The following is a 16,745-nucleotide window of genomic DNA, read 5'->3' on the forward strand; positions in this document are numbered from 1 at the left end:
TTTTGATCTGATGTCTTTATGTATTGCGCATCATACAGTCTGATAAGCTCTATCCGCTTTCATTCGGCTCTTTCTGAACTTTATTCGGCCCAAATGGAAGTTGATTCGGCCCAAACTCGACATTATTCGGCCCTACTGCGATTTCATTCTCCCCTACAGCAAATTAATTCTTCCCTAACTCGAAAGTATTCTCCCCGTAGCCTCCTGACCTGAACTAGCTACGCATCGTAAGTTCAGAGGTTTTGCTCTTTGAAAATAGTGTATCTATCCTTTTTTGTTTAACTGGATTCGCTTTTTCCCTTTTAGCGACTCTTTTTTGGATAAAACCAAACCCTTTTTAGTCTGATGTCATTCTTCCTAACGCACAAAAAAACCTCTATCGATTAGTGACCTGATCACTAATCGATAAGAGGTTTGGGTTTACACTTTTACTGTAGATACAGTTGTGTATGATTATTTTTTAAGGTTGTAGAAAGATTTGATTCCTTCGTATTTTGCTAATTCACCAAGCTCGTCTTCGATGCGAAGAAGTTGGTTGTATTTAGCAATACGGTCAGTACGTGAAAGTGAACCTGTTTTGATTTGGCCAGCGTTTGTAGCAACTGCGATATCAGCAATTGTTGCATCTTCTGTTTCACCAGAACGGTGAGAGATTACAGCTGTGTAGCCAGCACGTTTAGCCATTTCAATTGCATCAAGAGTTTCAGTAAGTGTACCGATTTGGTTAACTTTGATTAGGATTGAGTTAGCGATTCCTTTTTCGATACCTTCAGCTAATTTCTTAGTGTTAGTTACGAATAAATCATCACCGACTAGTTGTACTTTATTACCAATACGGTCAGTCAATAATTTATGACCTTCCCAGTCGTCTTCATCTAATCCATCTTCAATTGAGATGATTGGGAATTCGTTAACAAGCTCTTCATAGAAAGTTACCATTTCTTCTGAAGTTACGCCCATTTTTCCTTCGCCTGCAAGATCATATTTGCCTGTTTCTTTGTTATAGAATTCAGAAGAAGCAACGTCCATTCCAAGAAGAATATCTTCACCAGGCTTGTATCCAGCTTTTTTGATTGCTTCGATAATAACTTCTAATGCTTCACGGTTAGAACCAAGGTTTGGAGCGAATCCACCTTCATCACCTACAGCAGTGTTTAAGCCTTTACCTGAAAGAACTGATTTAAGAGCATGGAATACTTCTGCGCCCATACGAAGTGCTTCTTTAAACGATGGAGCTCCAACAGGAAGAATCATGAATTCTTGGAAGTCTACATTGTTATCAGCATGTGATCCACCATTAATGATGTTCATCATTGGTGTTGGAAGTGTTTTTGCATTTACTCCACCAATGTAACGGTATAATGGAAGGCCGACTGCTTCAGCACCAGCATGTGCACAAGCCATAGATACGCCAAGAATAGCGTTAGCTCCCAATTTACCTTTGTTTTCTGTACCATCTAATTCGATCAACGTACGGTCAATACCTACTTGATCGGTAACATCGATACCAAGCATAGCTTTAGCAATGATTTCATTTACGTTATCAACTGCTTTTTGAACTCCTTTACCTAGGTAACGTGATTTGTCGCCATCACGAAGTTCAACTGCTTCATGTTCACCTGTAGATGCGCCAGATGGAACGATTGAGCGGCCAAAATAGCCTGATTCTGTCATTACTTCTACTTCTACTGTTGGATTTCCGCGGGAATCAAGTACTTCACGTGCATAAACATGTTGAATATAAGGCATATAAAAATCTCCTTTTTCCTGTAGCTTTTATTTTTTAATTAATGATGTTCCTGTCATTTCAATCGGTTTTTCAACGTTTAATAAATCAAGCATAGTTGGAGCTAAGTCTCCAAGAATACCATTTGCTCTTAATGTTACACCATTCTTCGTCACAATGACAGGAACAGGGTTCGTTGTATGAGCCGTCATTGGGTTTCCTTCAAGTGTAACCACTTCATCAGCATTCCCATGATCAGCTGTAATTATAGCCGTTCCGCCCTTAGCAATAATTGCATCCACGATTCTGCCTAAGCATTCATCAACGGTTTCAATTGCTTTAATAGTCGGCTCAAGCATACCTGAGTGACCAACCATATCTGGATTAGCAAAATTCAGCAGAATGGCATCAAAACGATCATTTTCGATTTGATCTAACAGTGCATCTGTAAGTTCATATGCACTCATTTCCGGCTGAAGATCATACGTTGCCACTTTAGGTGAATTGATTAAAATCCGCTCTTCGCCAGGGAATTTATCTTCACGTCCACCACTCATAAAGAAGGTAACATGAGGATATTTCTCGGTCTCAGCAATACGCAATTGTGTTAAGTTGTTTTGCGAAAGAACTTCACCAATGGTGTTATCCAAGTTGGCTGGTTCAAACGCTACATAACCATCAACCGTTTCCGAGAAGTGAGTCAGGCAGACAAAGTGAAGATTTTCTGGGTGTCCTGGTCCACGATCGAAAGGTCGGAAGTCTTTATTGGTAAATGTATTAGAGATTTGAATAGCACGGTCCGGTCTGAAGTTATAAAAAATTACAGAATCATTGTCGGTAATTGTAGCAACTGGTTTTTCATCTTCCCCTGTAATGACAGAAGGAATGACAAATTCGTCAAAAATCCCGTGATTATAAGAATCGAATACACAGTCTGCTGCGCTTGCATATCCAGGACCATCGCCATAAACCATAGCACGGTAAGATTTCTCTACTCGTTCCCAGCGTTTATCACGATCCATTGAATAATAGCGGCCTGAGATGGTTGCAAACTGCCCGACACCAATTTCCTTCATTTTTGCTTCAGCTTCTTCAATATAGCCCTTTGCTGACTGAGGACTGACATCACGTCCATCTAAGAATCCGTGAACAAAAACATTCTTTAAGCCTTCTTTTGCTGCCAGCTTCAATAGAGCATACAAATGTTCAATATGACTATGAACGCCGCCATCAGATAGAAGACCAAATAAATGAAGGTTTGTACCGTTTTTCTTAGCATGATTTATTGCATCAAGGAATGTTTTATTCTCAGCAAATTCACCTGTTCGAATAGCTAGGTTAACACGCGTTAGGCTTTGATAAACAATTCGGCCGGCACCAATATTTAAATGACCAACCTCAGAATTTCCCATTTGTCCATCAGGTAAGCCTACCGCTTCACCGCTTGCAATTAACTTCGAATGAGGATACTGTTCCCAGTACCGGTCAAGATTCGGTTTTTTAGCATGAAATACAGCATTACCTTCACGTTCTTCGCGACACCCAAGACCATCTATGATGATTATAGCAACAGGTGCTTTAGTCATTTTTTCCAGCCTCCAGTAATTGCAAGAAGGATTGACCCTCCAGGCTTGCTCCGCCTACTAGTGCTCCATCAATATCTGATTGAGCCATGTATTCTTTAATATTTTCCGGTTTTACACTGCCGCCATATTGAATGCGTACAGCATCTGCCGTTTCTTGAGAGAACTTCTCTGCAACGATCGTACGGATATGAGCACATACTTCATTAGCATCTGCTGAAGAAGATGATTTACCAGTACCGATTGCCCAGATTGGCTCATAAGCAATAACGGTTTGGGATACTTGCTCTTCTGTTAATCCTTCAAGTGCTTTTTTAATTTGGTTGCCGACTAATACATTTGTTTGGCCGCTTTCGCGTTGTTCTAATGTTTCACCACAACAAACGATTGGAGTTAAACCGTGTTTAAAAGCGGCAATCGCTTTTTTATTAACTGTATCATCTGTTTCATTAAACATTTCACGACGTTCTGAGTGACCAATAATCACATACTCAACACCGATATCTTTTAATGCAACCGGACTAATTTCACCTGTGAAAGCTCCGTTTTCAGCAAAGTGCATGTTTTGAGCACCAATTTTTACGTTAGTTCCTTCAGATGCTTGTACAAGTTGTTGAAGATATAAAGCTGGTGCACAAACAACAGAATCAATCTGGTCCGTTGATGGGACTAGGCTTTTAATTTCCTCTAAGAAGCTTGACGCTTCAGAAAGTGTTTTATTCATCTTCCAGTTTCCTGCAATAATTGGTTTACGCAATAGATCTGCACCCTTTCTTAATCTAATCCAAACTCTATGAGCTTGATTAGTTTTATTTATCGTTTAATGCGACAACGCCTGGAAGCTCTTTGCCTTCCATAAATTCAAGAGAAGCTCCGCCGCCAGTAGAAATATGCGACATTTTATCAGCTAATTCGAATTTTTCAACTGCTGCAGCTGAATCGCCGCCGCCAATAACACTATAAGTATCAGTAGATTCTGCCAGCGCAATAGCTACCGTCTTTGTTCCATTTGCAAATAAGTCAAATTCGAAAACGCCCATAGGTCCATTCCAGATGACAAGTTTTGAGTTTTTGATTACATCTGCATATAGTTCACTTGTTTTTGGTCCAATATCAAGTGCTTCCCAATCTGAAGGAATAGAATCAATCGCAACTTCCTTAGTATTAGCAGTTGGAGAGAAATCATCAGCTACCACTACGTCGATTGGCATATAAAGCTTAACGCCTTTTTCTTCTGCCTTTTTAATGAACGATTTAGCTAAATCAATTTTGTCTTCTTCTAAAAGTGATTTACCAACTTCATGGCCGGTAGCTTTAACAAATGTATAAGCAAGACCGCCGCCGATGATGAGGTTATCAACTTTTTCTAAAAGATTATCAATTACACCAATTTTATCTTTTACCTTTGCTCCGCCAATAATAGCTGTAAACGGACGTTCAGGATTAGATAATGCTTTGCCTAAAACTTCAAGTTCTTTTTCCATTAATAAGCCTGCAACAGCCGGCAAATATTGTGCGATTCCTTCTGTAGAAGCGTGGGCACGGTGTGCTGCACCAAATGCATCGTTTACATAAACATCCGCAAGTTCTGCGAAAGATTTAGCAAGTTCTGCATCGTTCTTTTCTTCTCCAGCGTAAAAACGTACATTTTCTAAAAGAAGGACATCACCATCAGTCAGGCTGTCAATTTGGGATTTTACTTGGTCACCGAATGCTTCGTCAGCCTTTTGTACCTTTTTACCCAATAGTTCACTCAATCGTTCAGCTACTGGTGTTAAACGAAGTTCTTCAACGACTTCACCTTTTGGACGTCCTAGATGGCTGGCAAGGATAACCTTAGCGCCCTGTTCAACCAGGTACTGAATAGTTGGCAGTGCAGCTCTTATTCTTGTATCATCAGATACCTTTCCATCTTGCATGGGTACATTGAAATCTACCCGACAAAACACACGTTTACCAGCTACGTTTAAATCCTTAATTGATTTCTTATTCATCAATGTGACCTCCTCTAAACAAATGTGTTTTTCACTGTATTTATCAGACAAAAGGAGAGAGGGTAATTATCCCAACTCCCCTTTTTCTTTTTTTATTTATTAACTGTCTTCATCTTTCAGATGAAAACGAGCTGATTACAATCCTTTTTTAGCGATATAATCGATAAGGTCAACTACACGGCTAGAGTAGCCAGTTTCGTTATCGTACCAAGAAAGAACTTTAACCATATTTCCGTCAATAACCATTGTTGATAAAGCATCAATAGTTGAAGAAGCAGGAGCTCCGTTATAATCGCGAGAAACTAATGGAAGTTCGCTGTAAGCAAGAATTCCTTTAAGATCTCCTTCAGAAGCTTCTTTGAATGCTGCATTGATTTCTTCAGCTGTAGCATTTTTTTCTAATTCAACTACAAGGTCAACAACAGATACGTTTGGTGTTGGAACACGCATAGCCATACCATTCAATTTACCTTTAAGTTCAGGTAATACTAGAGCTACTGCTTTAGCTGCACCAGTAGTTGTAGGAATGATGTTTTCTGCTGCTGCACGTGCACGACGGTAATCTTTGTGTGGAAGATCAAGAATTTGTTGATCATTTGTGTATGAGTGAACAGTTGTCATCATACCACGTACGATTCCGAATTGATCATTAAGCACTTTAGCAAACGGTGCTAAACAGTTTGTTGTACATGAAGCATTTGAAATAACGTGGTGGTTATCTGCTTCATATTTGTCTTCGTTAACACCCATAACGATTGTGATATCTTCGTCAGAACCTGGAGCAGAAATGATAACTTTTTTAGCGCCTGCTTCAAGATGTTTCGCTGCGTCATTACGTTTTGTGAAGCGTCCTGTTGATTCAACAACTACTTCAACGCCAAGCTCGCCCCAACCTAATTGTGCTGGATCGCGTTCTGCTAATACTTTGATTTTGTGTCCGTCTACTACTAGGTATTCACCATCAACAGAAACTGTTTCCGGTAGTGTACCGTGAATCGTGTCATATTGTAAAAGATGTGCAAGCATGTTTGCATCAGTTAAGTCGTTGATTGCAATAACTTCTACACCAGGGTTTTTTAATGCTGCGCGAAGTACGTTACGTCCGATACGTCCAAATCCATTAATACCAACTTTAATTGCCATGTGAAAAATTCCTCCTTTAAATTAAGAACATATATATTATATAAAAGGGAAAATTTTATCCCTTTATTACCTCAAGTGCTGCTGCTTCATCCGTGATTAAGATCGTTGATGAAGGAGCTTTCTTCATATAAGAGCGTATGGCTTTTGCTTTTGATTTGCCGCCTGCAACAGCTATAACTGTCTTAGTTGCATCAAGATCTTCAAGTTGAATACCAACCGTCTTCACTTTGTGAACGACATCACCATATTCATTGAAGTAGTAACCAAAGGCTTCGCCAACAGCTTTTCCCTCATTCAACACGCTCATGATTTCGGCGGATGTTTTTCTTCGGTTAGCCATTGCGAGTGCATCACCAATCCCGTGAATCACCATACCAGCCGATTTGATTAAAGAAATAACATCTTTAATCATGGGTTCCTTCATAAATGAAAGATAGGCTTCACCGCTTACTTGGTCTGGAATATACAAGACCTTATAGGCCGCTTCTGCTTTTTCTGCCATTTTTGCTACAATTGTATTTGCCTGGTTATGAACTTCTTCACCAAGACCGCCTCTCGCAGGAACAAACAGAACTTTTTCAGATTGCATTCCAGGTGTAAGTTCACCGGCAACTTCTGCCATCGTCGATCCACCAGTTACCGCAATGATATGTTTCTCTTTCCATTGCCGTTTCATACGTGTTGCACAAGCTTTTCCAAGTTCACTCTTTACCCAAGGTGACTGATCACAGTCTCCTGGAACAATAATGACCTCAGTTAAGCCTAACTTTTCACTTAACTGCTTTTCAATTACGTTTATACCCGTTATCTCACGCATTATTCCTTCCAAATTTTCCAGAACTTCCATTCCTTCATTGGAAAGCTTTATACCTGAGCTGTACACTTCCACCAAATTTTGATTTTTTAAGAAATCAATTTCGCTGCGAAGTGTTCGTTCTGTAAGACTCATACCTGTTGCCAGACTGCGTCTTCCTACTGGCTGCATAAATTTAATTGTACGCAGGATGTGATAACGTTTTTGCATAATGGAAAGCAAATCGGGTAATAATTTTCTTTGTACCTCTATAATTGAATCCATTTTATAAAACTCCTTAAACATACCAGCTGGACTATTTAAGTCCCGCGTAGACATTTAGTGTCCCACATACTGCAAAAAAATATTCCTGCTACACTCTTATCGTAACAGGAACTTTCTTTTTATTCAACTTTTAACCACATTAATTTTCAATAAAAGAATAAAGTGCTGCTTTTTCAATTCTTCCGTATTGGATAATTTCACTCTTCCATGTAAGTACAGGGATCATCAGCCCGTATTCCTCGGTTAATTGGTCATCAGAATAGATATCAATTTCTTGATAGCGCATTCCCGTCTCTTGTGAAAAGTCCTCTAAAATCTTTTTTGCGGTGTCACAAAGTGGACATTTTCCTCTGGTGTATAATACTAAATTCGGTTTTCCCATGATTGTTTCATCCTTTTCATTCATATCTTTTACGTTTTGATGAGGAAGGTAAACCTAACTGATCCCGATACTTTGCTACAGTACGACGGGACAGAACGATTCCTTGTTCAGCTCGTAACCGCGCTGATAACTCCTGATCTGAAAGCGGCTTTTGCTTATTCTCTTCACTAATCATCTTTTCAAGGGCACTTCTTGCATTCTTCCCTGATATTTCTTCATCCATGGTCGATTGAAGAGAGGAAGAGAAAAACTCTCGCATCTCAAATGTTCCAAAGGGCGTCTGTACATATTTATCCTTTACTGCCCTGCTTACTGTGGATTCGTGAATGGCAAGTTCATCTGCAATTTCCTTCATCGTCATAGGCTTTAGTTCGTTCATTCCAGTTAAGAAACATTGCGTTTGCTTTTCAGCAATCTTACCCATCACGTTGAGTATGGTTTCCTTCCTGTGCTGAATTCCCTTTGATAACCATTGATACTCCTGCCACTTTTCCTGCCAATATCGATTCAAATTCTGATCTTTTGATTCTTTCAGCTTCTTAAGATAGGTTTTATCCGCATTAAGTCTTGGTGAATTCCCTTCATAATCACCAACAACTAATCTTCCACCTCGGTTTTCCACAACAACGTCAGGTACGATATAAGCCGGGCGGTCCATGCTATAGTGTGCTCCTGGGCGAGGATTTAACCCCTGTACATAATCGAAAACAGCTTGAATGTCCTGCATTGAAACACCAAGGTGTTTCGCAATCCCTTTCCACTTCTTCTCGACAAAGGGAAGAAAATTATGTTCGAGGATAATTTCAGCCAATTCATTAGATCCATCAAGTCTAGCCTGTATGAGGAGACACTCCTGCAAATCCCTCGCGGCAATTCCATAGGGCTCAAGTTGCTGCAATTCCTTGAGGCACTCCTCTACTTCTAATAAAGAGATACCATTCGTTTCCGCTACTTCTTCAATATTTATCCGTAAATACCCATTGCTATCAAGATTATAAATTAATTGCAAAAATAAAGACTCCTGCTGCTTTGTCAGCTCATGGACATTTAGTTGAGACAACAAGTCCGCTTCAATAGAAGAAGTTTCTTCACCAATTTGTTCTAACCAATAGGCAGCATCTTGGTTTCCTGCCTGTGTGCGCTTTTTATTTTGTCGAAACATTGGTTCAAATGTTACTTGAGATGGATGTTCAAGAGACAGTAGTGGATTCTCCAGCATCTTATTATCTAAGTATTCCTGCAGCTCTTGAGCTGAATATTGCAAAAGGGCAATCGCCTGGCTCAATTCCTGAGTCATTGCTAACTTTAAGGTTTGCTGTTGAAAAAGTCCCATTTTCATATCCATTCATTATGACCTCCATTCCCTCAATTTTACAACAACAAAAGAAAACGGAATAGCAATATCGTTGAAAGCGCTTACCTTTTTGTGCTGCCTAGCTCCGGTTAACAGGGTTATGTCTATTTTATATGCAAACGAAGATCATTATAATACAAAAAGAAGACCCTCCGCATCATTTTGAGTCAATCGTTTTCTATCAACGTACACATTATTTTTCCCCTTGACTTGATTTTACAATATTTTTCATTTTTATTCTGAACTTTTTCATTTAAGTGGTTTTACTTGGTAATAAACAGGAATTAATCCAACTATTAAGTAGTTAAAAATACGATTAATAAGAGGAGGGATTTTTTCATGTTTCGTCACCAAAAAGAATTGCAATTTGAAGTTAAGATAGATCGTCCAGATCCAATGTTAGCTCGTCAAATACAAGAAGTGCTCGGCGGCCAGTTTGGTGAAATGACCGTTATGATGCAGTACCTTTTTCAAGGCTTTACCTGCCGAGGAGAAGAGAAGTATAAAAATATGTTAATGGATATTGGTACGGAAGAAATCGGACATGTAGAAATGCTCTGTTCACTAATCAGCCAACTGCTTGATGGAGCTTCTCCGGCAGATCAAGCTGAAGCCGCAAAAGATCCGGCAACAGCAGCTATTATGGGTGGAATCAATCCTCAACACTTACTTGTAAGCGGGCTTGGCGGCTCCTACTAACTCAAATGGGGTTCCATGGAACGGTTCATATATTGTAGCGAGCGGAAACCCTTTAGCCGATATGCGCTCAAACCTTCACGCCGAAAGCCAAGGTCTTCTACAAGTTGCCCGTTTATATCACATGACAAAAGACGAAGGTGTTCGAGCAACTTTCCGTAAAATGCTTGCCCGCGATCGTTACCATCAGTATCAATGGATGGCAGCCATTGCTGAATTAGAAGAGAAAAACGGTGTGGTAATACCCGCTTCCTTCCCTCCAGAAGCAGAAATGGAGTCTCAAAAAGAAGCCTATGAATTCTGGAACCTATCAGAAGGTGAAGAATCCGGTAAAGGACTCTGGGCAAAAGGAAGTGCCCCTGATGGAACAGGCGACTTTGTCTATATTGCGAATCCAGTTGCAAAAGGACAAGTCCCTATTCACCAATTCCTGCAACAGAATTACATCATGACTTAGATGGGAAAACAACTGACAAGTAAATGAAAAGCCCCTTTCCAAATGGAAAGGGGCTTTTACTATGACTGCCGAAAAATGAACATAAAAAAACCATTATGCAACAACATAATGATCACTGATGCCCTCGGCAGGAATCGAACCTGCATTTCAAGCTTCGGAGGCTTGCGTGCTATCCGTTGCACTACGAGGGCTTAGTAAATTCAACAACGAAATTAATTATATGCTAGAACACGTAAGTTTGCAAGGGGAAAGAACGTTTTAAATAATCCATACATGGGTATTCTGTATAAAGGAATTCATATCCGTTAAACGGCTATTTTTTCTACATAGAAATACAGATACAGCTAGTAAGGTTATTGTCGAACAATATAGGGAAAATAAAGGCTGTTTTGTTTGACCTATATTGACCAAAAAGTGTATCATACATACATAAAGGATTTCCTTGCCAGGAACCTAAATTACTCGTTAAAACCAAGGAGGAAGAAAGCATGAATTTAATTCCTACAGTTATTGAACAAACAAGTCGCGGGGAGCGTGCCTACGATATTTATTCACGCCTATTGAAAGATCGTATCATTATGCTTGGAAGCGCAATTGATGATAATGTTTCTAACTCAATTGTTGCTCAGCTTCTATTCCTTGAAGCAGAAAACCCTGAGAAAGACATTACTTTATACATCAACAGCCCTGGCGGCAGTATCACTTCCGGTATGGCGATCTACGATACTATGCAATATATTAAACCAAATGTATCAACAGTATGTATTGGTATGGCAGCATCAATGGGTGCATTCTTACTCGCAGCAGGTGAAAAAGGCAAGCGCTTTGCCCTTCCGAATAGTGAAGTAATGATTCATCAACCACTTGGCGGAGCACAAGGTCAAGCAACTGAGATTGAAATTGCGGCTCGTCGCATCCTTCACTTGCGTGATAAACTAAATCAAATTCTTTCAGAACGTACTGGTCAACCAATGGAAGTCATTCAAAAAGACACCGAGCGTGATAATTTCATGACAGCTTCAAGAGCAGTGGAATATGGCTTAATTGACCAAGTCATCACTCGTAGTATCTCGGAAGATGTTGAAAAAAAGTTAGATAAATAAGTTTACCTAAGAGCACCGATAGCTACATATCGGTGTTTTTTTTATTTATGGGTACAATTCTTCCGGGTCAGCCAATCTTTTCTGCCTGGATGGATGCCAAATATTCGTTGCTGACTCTTTTTTGGTGTGCTTTGGAAGGTAGACTCCCTTTTTTTACTGGTTTTCGGTCGTCTTTAACCCACCCATTCTTCCCTACACGCCAGTCATTCTGCCCGAACTTCGATTGATTCTGCCCGTTCAGCCATTTATTCTGCCCGAACTTCGATTTATTCTGCCCTAGCACTTTTTTTGCCTGGATAGCTGCCAAAAATCTGTTGCTGGCTGATCAGCCCACTTTTCGTATCCAAATAAAAAAACCACCATCCTCTTTCATTAAGAGACGGTGGTTAACTATTATCCTTCTTGTTCAATAAACGCTTGTAGGGTAGAGATTGCTTCTTCTTCATCTTTTCCGTCTGCGATTAGAGAGATGGTAGCTCCTGAGCTGACGGCCAGGCTCATTAACCCCATAATGCTTTTAGCGTTGACTCTTTTCCCATCTTTTTCAAGAAACACATCAGAGTTAAAGCGCGTTGCTTCTTGGACAAACAACGCTGCTGGTCTAGCTTGCAGACCTGATTTCAGAAGAACTTCTACTTGTTTCTCAACCATCTAATCCCATCCTATCTATTTTTGTCATGCTTTTTGGCTTGCGAGTCCTTCTCCGCCTCGTAATTTATCAGCGATTTGATCTATCTTTCTTAACCGATGATTAATACCTGATTTGCTTATATTGCCGCCGGATACCATTTCCCCCAGCTCTTTAAGCGTAATATCTTGGTAGGCTACTCTAAGCTCAGCAATTTCACGGAGTTTATCCGGTAAAATATTAAGACCAGCTTCTTTTTCAATAAAGCGGATATTTTCAACCTGACGCAGAGAAGCACCGATGGTTTTATTTAAGTTTGCCGTTTCACAATTGACTAGACGGTTGACTGAATTTCTCATATCACGCAGAATCCTAACATCCTCGAAACGTAATAACGCAGAATGTCCACCGACAATTGTTAGGAAATCAGAAATTTTTTCAGCTTCTTTCAAATAGACAATAAAGCCTTTCTTCCGTTCCAATGTTTTAGCTTTTAAGTCAAATTTATTCATTAATTCACAAAGAGTATCATTGTGTTCTTTATATAATGACGATATCTCGAGATGATAGGATGACGTTTCAGGATTATTGACAGAACCGCCTGCGAGGAAAGCACCTCGTAAATACGCTCGTTTACAACATTTTTTTGTGATAAGCTTTGGTGATACACCATGAAGAATCTCAAAGCCTTCTCCAATAATTTGCAAATCAGCTAGGATATCTTGGCCGTTTGCAGATATTCGGACTATATAAACATTGTTCTTTTTGAGCTTCATCTTTTTACGAACGAGGAGCTCCATCTGTACATCATAGCTTTTTTTCAATAAGCTATAAATCCTTCTAGCTATGGCCGCATTTTCAGTTTGTATATCAATAACCAGTTTACGATTTGATAGAGAAATCGAGCCATTCATCCTGATTAATGCACACAATTCAGCTTTGTCACAGCAATCTTTTCCTTCCAGTGTTGTCAATTCCTTTTTTGTTTCAGAAGCAAAAGACATGGATTTACACCTCCAGCCCGAATTCTATTAAGCATGGACGACTGCAAAATGAGAGCCGTATCAAGACATATGATTTCGTTATTTTTTAATTTTTCTTTTTCTTTCTTGAAGCAGTATACCATAAAGCAGCCCAGCCACTTTTTTTGTATCATGGCGAATGGCATTTTCCTCATAATTAAAGATTTCACCTTGTACGATTTCCAGGTTGAGATCAATGAGTGCGTCAACGTCAAAGAATACAGGCTTCGCTGATTCTTCTTTATATAAATTCTGTACCTCAATCGGTATATCCTGATTATTGACTAGAATACTATCAATCGCAGCACAGTCCATATGATTATAAATGGCTTTTACATGGTCACTCGCTGTGTAATCAAGTGTTTCACCGGCTTGAGTCATTAAGTTGCAGATATATACTTTTTTTGCCTTTGATTTGCAGACTTCTTCACCAATTCCAGGCACCAGCAGGTTTGGAAGAATGCTTGTATATAAACTTCCTGGACCAATGACTATTAAATCCGCCTGTCTTATTGCTTGAATCGTTTCTCTAAGTGGTTCAATTTCTTCAGGTGTTAAAAAGACACGTTTAATCTTCTCTTCAGAAGCCGGTATCTTTGATTCACCGGAAACAATTGAACCGTCCTCCATTTCCGCATGAAGAACAACACTCTGGTTCGCTGATGGGAGTACCTTGCCTCGGACATTTAACACCTTGCTCATTTCTTGAATTGCGTGGACAAAATCACCGGTAATAGAGGTCATGGCGGCTAACAGAAGGTTCCCAAGGGAATGGCCGGACAATTCGTTAGTACTGGCAAATCGATGCTGAAACATCTGTTCAACAAGCGGCTCCACATCTGATAAAGCAGCAAGTACATTTCGAATATCGCCCGGTGCTGGAATATCTAACTCGCTGCGAAGCCTGCCTGAACTACCACCATCGTCTGCAACCGTTACAATAGCCGTAATGTCTACTGGATAACTTTTTAGTCCCCTGAGCAGAACAGGAAGGCCTGTACCTCCGCCAATAACCACTACCTGCGGTTGATCATTCGTCATCTTTATTCACCTTGCCAGCCTTTAACTTAATATCACGATGAGAGACCTGCGTTTCATAATCATCTTTATAATAATCCGCAAGGTATTCTGTTAGTGCAACCGAACGATGCTGTCCTCCCGTACACCCAATAGCGATGACAAGTTGAGACTTTCCTTCACGTTTGTAATGAGGCAGCATAAAATTAAGTAAATCAAGCAGTTTCTCTAAGAATTTCTGTGTCTCATTCCATTTTAAAACATAACTTGAAACCTCATCCTCCAACCCGGTCTTCGTCCGCATATGTTCAATATAGTAGGGATTTGGCAGGAATCTTACATCGAAAACTAAATCGGCATCAATTGGCAAACCATGTTTAAAGCCAAATGACGTTACATTGAGCGTGAAAATTGGCTGCTTATCAGCTGAAAATTCGGTAAGAATTTTTTCACGTAGTTCTCGAGGACTTATCTTAGACGTATTATAAATAGTCTGAGCTCTGCCTTTTAATTCATCTAAGATACTTCGTTCAATTTTAATACCCTCAAGAGGTAATCCAGATGGTGCAAGCGGATGAGTTCTTCTAGATTCCTTGTATCGGCGTACAAGTGCTGAGTCATCTGCATCTAGAAAAAGAATCTGCGGTGTTATCCATGGAGCAGCAGCTAAATCGTCCAGTGCTGTAAATAGATAATCAAAAAATTCACGGCCGCGTAGATCCATAACGAGCGCGACTTTATTCATTTTATTTCCAGAATCCTTCATTAATTCTAGAAATTTAGGCAATAATGTCGGTGGTAAATTATCTACACAGAAAAAACCTAAATCTTCAAAGCTTTGCATGGCTACTGTTTTTCCTGCTCCAGACATTCCTGTAATCACGACTAACTGCGTTTCATTTGTATCCCCATTTGCCATACTCCGCACCCCCTTGTATTTATTTCTCTTTATCTTTATCTTTGTTTAACCTGGATCAAGTCGATAAGACAACAGCTTGAATTCAGGTGTATATGTGAAGGTTCCATAGATAATCCCAGTACCATGAATCATGTAATCCAGGATATGAGAATCTCCTTCAGCCATATCTAGATTCTTTATTTCTTCGGTTGAATGCCAGGCAAGTTCGCCCTCTTCACAAACTTCAACATTGATTCCATCAGATTCTGTTGCGAAAAAGGTAAACATCATCCATTCAGATAATACTTTATCTTCTTCTTTCATGATAAAAGTAAAAATTCCTTTAAGTGATGGGTTTCTTAAATATACGCCTGTTTCTTCGCGATATTCTCGGATACAAGCATCTCTAACAGACTCTCCTTGCTCCATTTTCCCGCCAGGCGCTACCCACCAGCCGCGTCTTGGCTTTTTCAATAAAAGCAGCTGATTATCTTTTACTAGTACACAATTGGTCACACGCTGCACATTCTTCACCTCAATTGTAAATGCCTCAATACTAATCGTTTATTCAAATTGGGCGCTGCCCTCAAAATTATTTTTAGATTCCTTTATTATACTATTTTTAAAAGACACCCACAATGAACAACGACTAGGAATTTCCTCCAACCTTTCCTCTGCTGATTTTTCTCTTTTTTATTTATGATTATCCCAATACAAAAAAGACACAGATGGGGAACATCTGTGTCGGCAAAAATAATTATTTATAAAAGGGGGTCAATTTCTACCTTAACTATAAACAATTTATATTGCACTACCATTACGCTTGAGTTAAGACACGATTACGAAATGTTAATGTTTAGTGTCTTCGTAAGCGATTCAGGCTTTTAATTTCATACTCTCAGCTAATTCCTCAACAAAATGCTGGGCGCTTTGCGCAGCAATACTTCCGTCTCCAGTAGCTGTTACAATTTGACGGAGGGATTTTTCGCGGATATCGCCTGCTGCAAAAATACCGTCTACCTTTGTTTCCATACGTTCATTGGTTTCAATGTATCCCATTGCGTTTGTAATACCAAGATTTAAGAAAGGCTTGGTTAAAGGATTCATCCCAATATAGATGAATACGCCGTCTGCTTTACGCTCTACTTCTTCACCATCAATGGTAGAAACAAGGGTCACGCTGCCGACTTTTCCATCCTTCTCATTAATTTGCTTGAGCGTATGATTCCAAATAAAATCAATTTTTTCGTTAGCAAACGCACGATCTTGAAGAATTTTCTGAGCACGAAGTTCGTCACGACGATGGACAATCGTTACCTTAGATGCAAAGCGAGTTAGATACACCCCTTCTTCAACTGCTGAATCTCCACCTCCTATGACGAATAGTTCTTTCTCTTTAAAGAAAGCACCGTCACATACTGCACAATACGAGACACCACGTCCGCCTAATTCTTGTTCGCCTGGTACGCCAATTTTTTTATATTCAGCTCCGGAAGAAATAATAACGGCGCGTGCTTTATATTCTTTCGAACCAGCAACCACCGTTTTATATTCCTTACCATCAATAATCTCTTTAACGTCTCCGTATGCATATTCAGCACCGAATTTTTTTGCATGGTCAAACATTTTGGTTGAAAGTTCAGGTCCAAGAATATGGTCAAACC

16 protein-coding genes, 1 tRNA gene and 1 pseudogene are annotated in these 16,745 nt (G+C 39.7%); 2 read left to right on the plus strand and 16 right to left on the minus strand.

The annotated features are described in order from the left end of the window. Positions 1 to 453: 453 nt before the first annotated feature. The 8 genes from eno to rpoN form a co-directional block, all read right to left on the minus strand. The gene (eno, locus tag AC52RT_RS08315; RefSeq protein WP_495540310.1) at positions 454 to 1,749 is read right to left on the minus strand and encodes a phosphopyruvate hydratase; all 1,296 of its coding nucleotides are present in this window, start codon (positions 1,747 to 1,749) and stop codon (positions 454 to 456) included. Between the two features lie 27 nt (positions 1,750 to 1,776). Continuing rightward, the gene (gpmI, locus tag AC52RT_RS08320) at positions 1,777 to 3,312 is read right to left on the minus strand and encodes a 2,3-bisphosphoglycerate-independent phosphoglycerate mutase (protein ID WP_495540311.1); all 1,536 of its coding nucleotides are present in this window, start codon (positions 3,310 to 3,312) and stop codon (positions 1,777 to 1,779) included. After that, a complete protein-coding gene (gene tpiA, locus AC52RT_RS08325) occupies positions 3,305 to 4,066 on the minus strand; it encodes a triose-phosphate isomerase (RefSeq protein WP_495540312.1) in 762 nt (253 codons plus the stop codon). Before tpiA ends, gpmI begins: the two co-directional genes overlap by 8 nt. A 52-nt stretch (positions 4,067 to 4,118) precedes the next feature. Then, positions 4,119 to 5,303 (minus strand): phosphoglycerate kinase, encoded by a 1,185-nt coding sequence (locus AC52RT_RS08330; RefSeq protein ID WP_495540313.1) that lies wholly within the window; start codon positions 5,301 to 5,303, stop codon positions 4,119 to 4,121. Between the two features lie 135 nt (positions 5,304 to 5,438). Next, entirely contained in the window at positions 5,439 to 6,446 is a 1,008-nt protein-coding gene (gene gap / locus AC52RT_RS08335; RefSeq protein WP_495540314.1) for a type I glyceraldehyde-3-phosphate dehydrogenase, read from the minus strand. Positions 6,447 to 6,501: 55 nt separating this feature from the next. Next, a complete protein-coding gene (locus AC52RT_RS08340) occupies positions 6,502 to 7,524 on the minus strand; it encodes a sugar-binding transcriptional regulator (RefSeq protein ID WP_495540315.1) in 1,023 nt (340 codons plus the stop codon). A 139-nt stretch (positions 7,525 to 7,663) separates the two neighbouring features. Beyond that, entirely contained in the window at positions 7,664 to 7,906 is a 243-nt protein-coding gene (locus AC52RT_RS08345; RefSeq protein ID WP_495540316.1) for a glutaredoxin family protein, read from the minus strand. Positions 7,907 to 7,922: 16 nt separating this feature from the next. Then, positions 7,923 to 9,251: an RNA polymerase factor sigma-54 gene (rpoN, locus tag AC52RT_RS08350; protein ID WP_495540317.1), complete on the minus strand. Its 1,329-nt coding sequence runs from the start codon at positions 9,249 to 9,251 to the stop codon at positions 7,923 to 7,925. Between the two features lie 348 nt (positions 9,252 to 9,599). Here rpoN and AC52RT_RS08355 point away from each other — a divergent pair. Continuing rightward, a pseudogene (locus tag AC52RT_RS08355) lies at positions 9,600 to 10,436 on the plus strand (manganese catalase). Positions 10,437 to 10,532: 96 nt separating this feature from the next. On the opposite strand, the gene AC52RT_RS08360 reads toward AC52RT_RS08355, so the two are convergent. Then, a tRNA-Arg gene (locus AC52RT_RS08360) sits at positions 10,533 to 10,604 on the minus strand. A 234-nt stretch (positions 10,605 to 10,838) separates the two neighbouring features. Here AC52RT_RS08360 and clpP point away from each other — a divergent pair. Further along, complete coding sequence (gene clpP, locus AC52RT_RS08365) at positions 10,839 to 11,516, plus strand: ATP-dependent Clp endopeptidase proteolytic subunit ClpP (protein WP_495540325.1); 678 nt, start codon at positions 10,839 to 10,841, stop codon at positions 11,514 to 11,516. Between the two features lie 67 nt (positions 11,517 to 11,583). Here the strand turns inward: clpP and AC52RT_RS08370 are convergent, their stop codons facing one another. From AC52RT_RS08370 to AC52RT_RS08400, 7 genes are all read right to left on the minus strand, one after another. Then, the gene (locus tag AC52RT_RS08370; RefSeq protein ID WP_495540318.1) at positions 11,584 to 11,823 is read right to left on the minus strand and encodes a hypothetical protein; all 240 of its coding nucleotides are present in this window, start codon (positions 11,821 to 11,823) and stop codon (positions 11,584 to 11,586) included. Positions 11,824 to 11,909: 86 nt separating this feature from the next. Beyond that, entirely contained in the window at positions 11,910 to 12,167 is a 258-nt protein-coding gene (locus AC52RT_RS08375) for an HPr family phosphocarrier protein (protein WP_495540319.1), read from the minus strand. Between the two features lie 24 nt (positions 12,168 to 12,191). Next, on the minus strand, positions 12,192 to 13,148 hold the full coding sequence (gene whiA, locus AC52RT_RS08380) for a DNA-binding protein WhiA (protein ID WP_495540320.1): 957 nt from the start codon (positions 13,146 to 13,148) through the stop codon (positions 12,192 to 12,194). A gap of 78 nt (positions 13,149 to 13,226) precedes the next feature. Beyond that, the gene (locus tag AC52RT_RS08385; protein ID WP_495540321.1) at positions 13,227 to 14,207 is read right to left on the minus strand and encodes a gluconeogenesis factor YvcK family protein; all 981 of its coding nucleotides are present in this window, start codon (positions 14,205 to 14,207) and stop codon (positions 13,227 to 13,229) included. After that, positions 14,197 to 15,102 (minus strand): RNase adapter RapZ, encoded by a 906-nt coding sequence (gene rapZ, locus AC52RT_RS08390; protein WP_495540322.1) that lies wholly within the window; start codon positions 15,100 to 15,102, stop codon positions 14,197 to 14,199. Before rapZ ends, AC52RT_RS08385 begins: the two co-directional genes overlap by 11 nt. A 45-nt stretch (positions 15,103 to 15,147) precedes the next feature. Then, on the minus strand, positions 15,148 to 15,606 hold the full coding sequence (locus tag AC52RT_RS08395; protein WP_495540323.1) for an NUDIX hydrolase: 459 nt from the start codon (positions 15,604 to 15,606) through the stop codon (positions 15,148 to 15,150). Between the two features lie 351 nt (positions 15,607 to 15,957). Continuing rightward, a partial coding sequence (locus AC52RT_RS08400; RefSeq protein ID WP_495540324.1) for an FAD-dependent oxidoreductase occupies positions 15,958 to 16,745 on the minus strand: 788 nt, incomplete at its 5' end.

The organism is Peribacillus sp. (assembly GCF_059453735.1).

Bases quoted from the DNA above. Each gene is read 5' to 3' on its own strand.
- eno (WP_495540310.1), bottom strand. From the start codon at position 1,749: ATGCCTTATATTCAACATGTTTATGCACGTGAAGTACTTGATTCCCGC.
- rapZ (WP_495540322.1), bottom strand. From the start codon at position 15,102: ATGGCAAATGGGGATACAAATGAAACGCAGTTAGTCGTGATTACAGGA.
- AC52RT_RS08340 (WP_495540315.1), bottom strand. From the start codon at position 7,524: ATGGATTCAATTATAGAGGTACAAAGAAAATTATTACCCGATTTGCTT.
- rpoN (WP_495540317.1), bottom strand. From the start codon at position 9,251: ATGGATATGAAAATGGGACTTTTTCAACAGCAAACCTTAAAGTTAGCA.
- AC52RT_RS08345 (WP_495540316.1), bottom strand. From the start codon at position 7,906: ATGGGAAAACCGAATTTAGTATTATACACCAGAGGAAAATGTCCACTT.
- gap (WP_495540314.1), bottom strand. From the start codon at position 6,446: ATGGCAATTAAAGTTGGTATTAATGGATTTGGACGTATCGGACGTAAC.
- gpmI (WP_495540311.1), bottom strand. From the start codon at position 3,312: ATGACTAAAGCACCTGTTGCTATAATCATCATAGATGGTCTTGGGTGT.
- AC52RT_RS08375 (WP_495540319.1), bottom strand. From the start codon at position 12,167: ATGGTTGAGAAACAAGTAGAAGTTCTTCTGAAATCAGGTCTGCAAGCT.
- AC52RT_RS08330 (WP_495540313.1), bottom strand. From the start codon at position 5,303: ATGAATAAGAAATCAATTAAGGATTTAAACGTAGCTGGTAAACGTGTG.
- AC52RT_RS08385 (WP_495540321.1), bottom strand. From the start codon at position 14,207: ATGACGAATGATCAACCGCAGGTAGTGGTTATTGGCGGAGGTACAGGC.
- whiA (WP_495540320.1), bottom strand. From the start codon at position 13,148: ATGTCTTTTGCTTCTGAAACAAAAAAGGAATTGACAACACTGGAAGGA.